This is a genomic window from Caviibacterium pharyngocola (genome assembly GCF_002795405.1).
Taxonomy (GTDB): domain Bacteria; phylum Pseudomonadota; class Gammaproteobacteria; order Enterobacterales; family Pasteurellaceae; genus Caviibacterium; species Caviibacterium pharyngocola.
Map to the genome: position 1 here is coordinate 1 of NZ_PHGZ01000040.1, position 7,638 is coordinate 7,638.

Here is a 7,638-nt window from a genome sequence, read left to right on the forward strand (position 1 = left end):
CTTTAGCCCATCATATTGAAATAACTATATTTTTTGATTGGCTGAAGCCCATCCTACACATAAAATACGATTTAAATCAGGTTTGTCATCGGTCTGAAAAAAGTGCGGTAAAATACCGCACTTTTTTGCTTTTTTATTTCGCAATACGTTTGTATTTCATTCGGTGAGGTTGGGTGGCGTCCGAACCGAAAGTTTTTTTCTTCCATTCTTCATAATCGGAGAAGTTGCCTTCGTAGAACGTGACTTTGCCCTCATCGCCGTAATCTAAAATATGGGTGGCGATACGGTCTAAGAACCAACGGTCGTGGGAAATGACCATTGCACAGCCCGGAAATTCTAAGATCGCATTTTCAAGTGCGCGCAAGGTTTCGACGTCCAAATCATTGGTCGGTTCGTCCAATAACAACACGTTGCCGCCCGCTTGGAGCAATTTCGCCAAGTGCAAACGTCCGCGTTCGCCGCCGGAAAGTTCGCCCACGCGTTTTTGTTGATCGACGCCTTTAAAATTGAAACGACCGACATAAGCGCGGCTTGGAATTTCGAAGTTTCCGATAGTGAGAATATCTTGTCCGTTCGACACTTCTTCCCAAACGGTTTTTTTGTCGTCCATTGCGTCACGGAATTGATCGACGGATGCCAACACCACGGTTTCACCCAAGGTAACAGAGCCGGAATCCGGTTGTTCTTTGCCGGAAAGCATACGGAACAAGGTGGATTTACCCGCGCCGTTCGGTCCGATAATGCCGACAATCGCACCTTTCGGGATCGAGAAGGATAAATTATCGATTAATGTCCGATCACCGTAAGATTTGGTTAAGTTTTGCACTTCGATCACTTTATCACCTAAGCGTGGACCCGGTGGAATAAAGAGTTCGTTGGTTTCGTTACGTTTTTGATATTCGCCTGAATTCAATTCTTCAAAACGTGCCATACGCGCTTTACTTTTCGCTTGGCGACCTTTCGGATTTTGGCGTACCCATTCCAATTCTTTTTCAATGGATTTTTGACGGGCGGATTCTTGCGCTTGTTCTTGCGCTAAACGTTTTTCTTTTTGTTCCAACCAAGAAGAATAGTTACCCTCCCAAGGAATACCTTCACCACGGTCAAGTTCTAAAATCCAGCCGGCAACGTTATCTAAGAAGTAGCGATCGTGAGTGATCGCCACAACGGTGCCTTCGTAGTCGTGTAAGAAACGTTCGAGCCACGCCACGGATTCTGCATCCAAGTGGTTGGTCGGTTCGTCTAACAGCAACATATCCGGTTTTTCGAGCAATAAGCGACAAAGCGCGACACGACGACGTTCACCACCCGATAAATGTTCGATTTTGGCGTCCCAATCCGGTAAACGCAACGCATCGGCGGCGCGTTCCAGTTGGTTATCCAAATTATGACCGTCGTGCGCTTGAATAATAGCTTCAAGATTCGCTTGTTCCGCCGCAAGTTTATCGAAATCCGCATCCGGATCCGCATATAGCGCATAAACTTCGTCCAAGCGCGTTAAAGCGTTTTTCACTTCCGCAACCGCTTCTTCCACCGCTTCGCGCACGGTTTGTTGCGGTTCTAACTTCGGTTCTTGCGGAAGATAGCCGATTTTTATGCCGGGTTGCGGGCGTGCTTCACCTTCGATTTCTTTATCGATGCCCGCCATAATGCGTAATAAAGTGGATTTACCCGCACCGTTTAAGCCGAGTACACCGATTTTGGCACCCGGAAAAAAGCTTAGCGAAATATCTTTCAAAATATGCCGTTTCGGCGGAACGACTTTGCCGACACGGTGCATTGTATAAACAAATTGTGATGACATAATGACTCTCAAGTTGATAGATAAATTAGAAAGGCAAAGATTATATCAATAAATATAATCAATCGCTTGAGTGCAATTCTACTTGAAATTCGCATAATTTGTAAGGTGCTTTCGATGAATGCTTGATAATGAGAAAGGCGAAATGCGAGCGGGAAAAAACGAATTCAGCCGCAAAATCGCTGCTGAGTCTGAGCAAACGCGTTGGTTTTTTGTTTAATTCTTTGATTTTAAATAAAAAAAACCTCCCGAATCGGGAGGTAGGAAAGTAGTTTAGCTATTTATGATTATTTTATTTAGGAACTTTATGAATATCAAGCTACTGCTCGACGGGCGATATATTACATAAATTTTCGTTATATAGTAACTATAATGTTATATTTTTTTGATATTTATCACAAAATTTTCATTTATTTTACGATTTTGCGCAATTATTTGTCGATTTTTAAATTTTGCTCGTTTTGTTTTAAGAAATCTTTAATGATAAAATGAATTTACTTTATAAAATAAAAATTACAAAAGGTCATTATGTTAAAAACGTGGCGACAATTTTTCTATTTATTCCTATTGATTTTTGTATTTCCGTTAACAAGTTCGGCGCATCCGCACGCATTTATCGAAATGAAAAATAAGGTGTTGGTGGAAAACGATAGCTTGGTCGGATTTTCGATGCAATGGATTTTAGACGAAGCCAGTTCGTCCGCGGTGTTATATGATTTAAAGCAGGCGCAAGGGGATCAAGCCGCATTGCAAAAGTTAATCGATGAGGTAATGAATAATATTATTAACGAACATTATTTTAGCTATCTCTTTGATAAAAAAGGAAATAAAATCAAATATACCAGTAAGCCGCAACATTACGGAATGAAATCCAACGGTTCGCAAGTGCTATATTATTTTGATTTTATGCTGTCGAAACCGCAAGCCTTGCAAGGCGAACGTATTGAACTTAGCACTTACGATCCGACTTATTATGTTTCGATGTATTACGATCAGCCGCTGCAAAGTGCGGTGGATTTTTCCGCATTACCGAAATGTTGTCGCGGGCAAGTAGCAGAGCCGCAAGTGGACGAAAAAATCAAACAATATGCGGCGTCGTTAGATCGCACTCAGCGCGATGAAGATACCTCGTTAGGCGCGGTGTTTGCGCAAAAAGTGGTTTTAATATGCGACTAAAAAAGACTTATCGTTATTTATCGGCGCTGCTGCTACTGTCGTGTTGTGCGCTGTATCTTTTCCCTTATTTATTTTCACAAGTCATTGTTTGGCAACGTGAATTTAATCAATTAATGTCCGCTTATTTACATCAAATTAAGCAATCGCCGGCGACGGCGGGCGGATTATTAATCGGCGTCAGTTTTTTATACGGCGTTTTTCACGCGTTAGGGCCGGGACACGGAAAATTTATTATCGCGAGCTATTTATCCACTCATCGTTCGCAACTGAAATCCGGTATGACACTAAGTTTATTGTCTTCGATAATGCAAGGCATCGTGGCGATTGCGGCAACATCCGTGATTGTCGTACTGCTGAACTTATCCTCCGCATATTTTAAATTGAGCCAACTTTGGTTGGAACGCGTTGCCTTCGGCTTGATTTTATTGCTCGGATTATATTGGATTTACCAAAGTGCAAAAACGCTTTACCGCTTATCCGCGCAAAAGAAAGGAAATATTCGGCGAATTTATACGATTAAACCGTTATCGGCGCCATTAATGCAAGAAAGTGCGGTCAAAAAAATGACGAATTTCTCTGCAGAGCAACCGACTTGCGCCTGCGGACATCAACATATCCCGACCGCTCGACAATTAGAAAAAACGGATAATCGTTCTCGCTTGTTGGTGATTTTGAGTATCGGAATGCGACCTTGTTCCGGCGCGATTTTCGTACTGTTTTTGGCGTATATGTTGGATCTTTATATTTGGGGAATGTTTGCCGTATTAGCGATGTCCGTGGGCACGGGATTGACTTTATCGGCATTTGCCTTGCTGGTGCAATATGCCAGAGAAAACGCGGTGAAACTCGGGCAGTGGTATGTTTCACCCGGTTTAAAAGAAAAAGCGGAACCTTTGTTTAAATTAGCGGCGGGAGGCATATTAATCTTTTTTGCCGCCGCACTTATTTACGGCACGACTTTGCCGCTCACGGGCGGTGCGGCGCTGTTCGGCGGTTAAAGTGCGGTCGAAATCAAATAAGTATTATAGGCGATATAACAAAGCAGCAAGATCGCACCTTTGAATTTGGTAATCGTGCCGGGCTTTTTATGTAAACCGAAACCGAATAAAAAGAGCGAAAAGGTGAGTGCGGTCATTACGCTTATATCTCGTTCGAACACTTCCGCACTGGCTTGAATGGGCATAATTGCACCCGCGATACCCACGACGGCAAGCGTATTAAATAAATTGGAGCCGATAATATTGCCGACGGCAAGATCGGCTTCGCCTTTTTTTGCTGCGGCGATTGACGCCGCAAGTTCCGGTAGTGATGTGCCGACGGCGACGATAGTTAAACCGATAATTAAATCGTTCACACCGAGATAAGCGGCAATTTCTACCGCTCCCCACACTAATAATTGCGAGCTGCCGATTAACAGTAATAAACCGATCAACATCCAAATCACGGATTGCCAGAACTTCATCAACGGCTTTTCGGCAAGCTCGGAAGAAACGTCGTCAATAAAGTGATCCTGTTTATGTTTCACGCCCTGCCACAATGTCCACAGCATATAAACGGCGAAGATCGTTAATAAAATAACGGCGTCAAGACGGGAAATTTCCGCATCATAAATCAGTGCCGCAGAAATTAGCGTAACAAGCGTTAAAATCGGCAATTCTTTTTTTAAAACTTCGGAATTGACGGTGATGGGCTTAAGTAAGGCGGTTAAACCTAAAATCAGCGCGATGTTGGTAATGTTGGAGCCGTATGCATTTCCCAGCGCAATGCCCGGACTGTGATTGACGGCGGATAGGGCAGATACGATCATTTCGGGCGCAGAGGTACCGAAACCGATGATAACGATACCGATAAGCAACGGCGACATTCCTAAAAAACGCGCGAAAGATGCCGCGCCGTCAATAAAACGATCGGCACTCCACACCAATAAAGCTAATCCGAATAACAGGGCAAGTACGGCAAGTAACATAGGATTTCTCACATCAATTTCGGGAAAAGGGCAGTATAATCGAAATGTCGGCGGTTTTGAATAGATAAAATAAAAGCCCATAAGGAGGATATGGGCTCAAAATCTTTTGGGAAAAATTAGTTTTTATAAAAGGAGACAAATAAAAACTATCCAAAAGAGAACTGGCTCCTCCTGCTGGACTTGAACCAGCGACATACGGATTAACAGTCCGCCGTTCTACCGACTGAACTAAGGAGGAATAATTTGTTAACACAAGGAACCGGTCGCAAATATTAATGATCTTGGTTTTTGTTGTCAACCCGTTTAATGAAAAAAATTGAAAATTTATTAAAAAATTTTATATCCACAGAGCTTGTGGATAACTCTGTGAATTATTAATTTGAAAGTGAGCTAATTCCTTATAAAAACTAGCATTATCCGCCTTCGGTATTGAATTGGTTGTAAAATAACATTTCTTTGTTTTTCAATAAGTTAATAAATTTCCAGAAGATTTTTTAAAATTTTTCCCAATTTTGCGAAGTTTAAGTCTTGACAAATATAAGTCTGTGTAAAACTTGAAATTTTAGTTGCCGTAGAAGGCGAAAAAATGTGATAAAATTGACCGCACTTTTAGCTTTTTACTTTTCTTATGAATAACAAAATTAATACCAAACCTTTTATTCTACATTCCGATTTTCAGCCTTCGGGCGATCAGCCTCAGGCGATCGAACGCTTAATCGAAAATTTGAATGACGGTCTGGCGCACCAAACCTTGTTGGGGGTGACGGGATCAGGTAAAACCTTTACTATTGCTAATGTCATCGCGAAATTAAATCGTCCGGCGATGCTATTGGCGCCGAATAAAACCCTCGCCGCGCAGCTTTATGCGGAAATGAAAGCGTTTTTTCCGGAAAATGCGGTGGAATATTTCGTGTCTTATTATGATTATTACCAGCCGGAAGCCTATGTGCCGAGCAGCGATACCTTTATCGAAAAAGACGCTTCTATTAATGATCAAATCGAACAAATGCGACTTTCTGCCACGAAATCTTTTTTGGAACGACGCGATACCATTGTGGTTGCCTCGGTTTCTGCTATTTACGGCTTGGGCGATCCGGACAGCTATTTAAAAATGATGTTGCATTTGCAAAGCGGCGCGATTATTAACCAACGTCAAATTTTAGCCCAACTGGCGGAATTGCAATATACCCGCAATGATCAAGCCTTTCAGCGCGGTACTTTCCGCGTGCGCGGTGAAATTATCGATATTTTTCCGGCGGAATCCGATGATCGCGCGCTTCGAATCGAATTATTCGATGATGAAATCGAGCGATTAAGCCTGTTTGACCCGCTCACCGGCACGAGTTTCGGTGCCGTGCCGCGTTATACCGTTTATCCGAAAACCCACTATGTCACGCCGCGGGAGCGTATTTTAGACGCCATTGAAAAAATCAAAGCGGAGTTAAAAGAACGGCGCGAATATTTATTGGCGAATAATAAATTGCTGGAAGAACAGCGTTTAACTCAGCGCACGCAATTTGACATCGAAATGATGAACGAACTGGGGTATTGTTCAGGGATCGAAAACTATTCGCGCTATTTATCCGGCAGAAACGAAGGCGAACCGCCGCCGACCTTATTCGATTATATTCCGGCGGACGGTTTGTTGATTATCGACGAATCGCACGTCACCGTGCCGCAAATCGGCGGAATGTATCGCGGTGACCGTTCGCGCAAAGAAACCTTGGTGGAATACGGTTTTCGTCTGCCTTCCGCCTTGGATAACCGACCGTTGCGTTTTGAAGAATTCGAACGCTTGGCACCGCAAACCATTTATGTTTCGGCAACGCCGGGACCTTATGAATTGGAAAAATCCGGTACGGAAATTATCGATCAAGTGGTGCGCCCGACCGGTTTGTTGGATCCGGAAATCGAAATTCGGCCGGTTGCCGTGCAGGTGGACGATTTACTTTCGGAAGCTCGTCAAAGAGCGGATAAAAACGAGCGCGTTTTAGTCACGACCTTAACTAAACGAATGGCGGAAGATTTAACCGATTATTTGGAAGAACACGGTGTGCGCGTGCGTTATTTACATTCGGATATCGATACCGTCGAACGGGTAGAAATCATCCGCGATTTGCGTTTGGGCGAATTTGACGTATTGGTCGGCATCAACTTATTGCGCGAAGGCTTGGATATTCCGGAAGTGTCATTGGTGGCGATTCTGGATGCGGATAAAGAAGGCTTTTTACGTTCCGAACGCTCATTGATTCAAACCATCGGACGTGCGGCGCGAAATCTAAAAGGTAAAGCGATTTTGTATGCGGACAGCATAACGAAATCAATGGAAAAAGCGATTAACGAAACCAATCGTCGGCGTGAAAAACAAATGCGTTATAACGAAGAACGGGGCATCGTGCCGCAAGCGTTGAATAAAAAAGTGGGCGAATTGCTGGATATCGGACAAGGTGCGACGAATAAGGCGAGAAATAAACAACGCACACAAAAAATCGAAGAACCGACCGCACTTTACAACGCGCCGAAAAATCCGAAAGAATATCAACAGCAAGTTAAAAAACTGGAACAGCAAATGTACAAATTTGCACAGGATTTGGAATTCGAAAAAGCCGCCGCGATTCGCGATCAATTACATCAGCTACGCGAATCCTTTATGACCAACGGATAAAAAAGCGGATAAAAAACGGCACATTATGTG

The 7,638-nt window shown here is 43.3% G+C and carries 5 protein-coding genes and 1 tRNA gene; 3 read left to right on the forward strand and 3 right to left on the reverse strand.

The genetic code is table 11. The annotated features are described in order from the left end of the window. Nucleotides 1-133: 133 nt before the first annotated feature. Nucleotides 134-1,804 carry an energy-dependent translational throttle protein EttA gene (gene ettA / locus CVP04_RS12000; protein ID WP_100297737.1) on the reverse strand — a complete coding sequence of 557 codons (1,671 nt, stop codon included), beginning with the start codon at nt 1,802-1,804 and terminating at the stop codon, nt 134-136. Nucleotides 1,805-2,329: 525 nt separating this feature from the next. Between ettA and zevA the strand changes: the two genes are divergently transcribed. Together zevA and zevB are read left to right on the forward strand one after the other, a co-directional pair. After that, nucleotides 2,330-2,977, forward strand: coding sequence for a zinc transporter binding subunit ZevA (gene zevA / locus CVP04_RS12005; RefSeq protein WP_100297738.1), 648 nt, complete (start codon nt 2,330-2,332; stop codon nt 2,975-2,977). After that, a complete protein-coding gene (zevB, locus tag CVP04_RS12010; RefSeq protein WP_100297739.1) occupies nt 2,968-3,975 on the forward strand; it encodes a zinc transporter permease subunit ZevB in 1,008 nt (335 codons plus the stop codon). The genes zevA and zevB overlap by 10 nt, the downstream gene beginning before the upstream one ends. Here the strand turns inward: zevB and CVP04_RS12015 are convergent. Then, the gene (locus CVP04_RS12015) at nt 3,972-4,943 is read right to left on the reverse strand and encodes a calcium/sodium antiporter (protein WP_100297741.1); all 972 of its coding nucleotides are present in this window, start codon (nt 4,941-4,943) and stop codon (nt 3,972-3,974) included. The two genes, zevB and CVP04_RS12015, sit on opposite strands and share 4 nt — an antisense overlap. A gap of 162 nt (nt 4,944-5,105) precedes the next feature. After that, nucleotides 5,106-5,181, reverse strand: a tRNA-Asn gene (locus tag CVP04_RS12020). A 390-nt stretch (nt 5,182-5,571) separates the two neighbouring features. On the opposite strand from CVP04_RS12020, the gene uvrB reads away from it, so the two are divergent. Then, nucleotides 5,572-7,608 carry an excinuclease ABC subunit UvrB gene (gene uvrB, locus CVP04_RS12025; RefSeq protein WP_100297740.1) on the forward strand — a complete coding sequence of 679 codons (2,037 nt, stop codon included), beginning with the start codon at nt 5,572-5,574 and terminating at the stop codon, nt 7,606-7,608. Nucleotides 7,609-7,638: the final 30 nt, after the last annotated feature.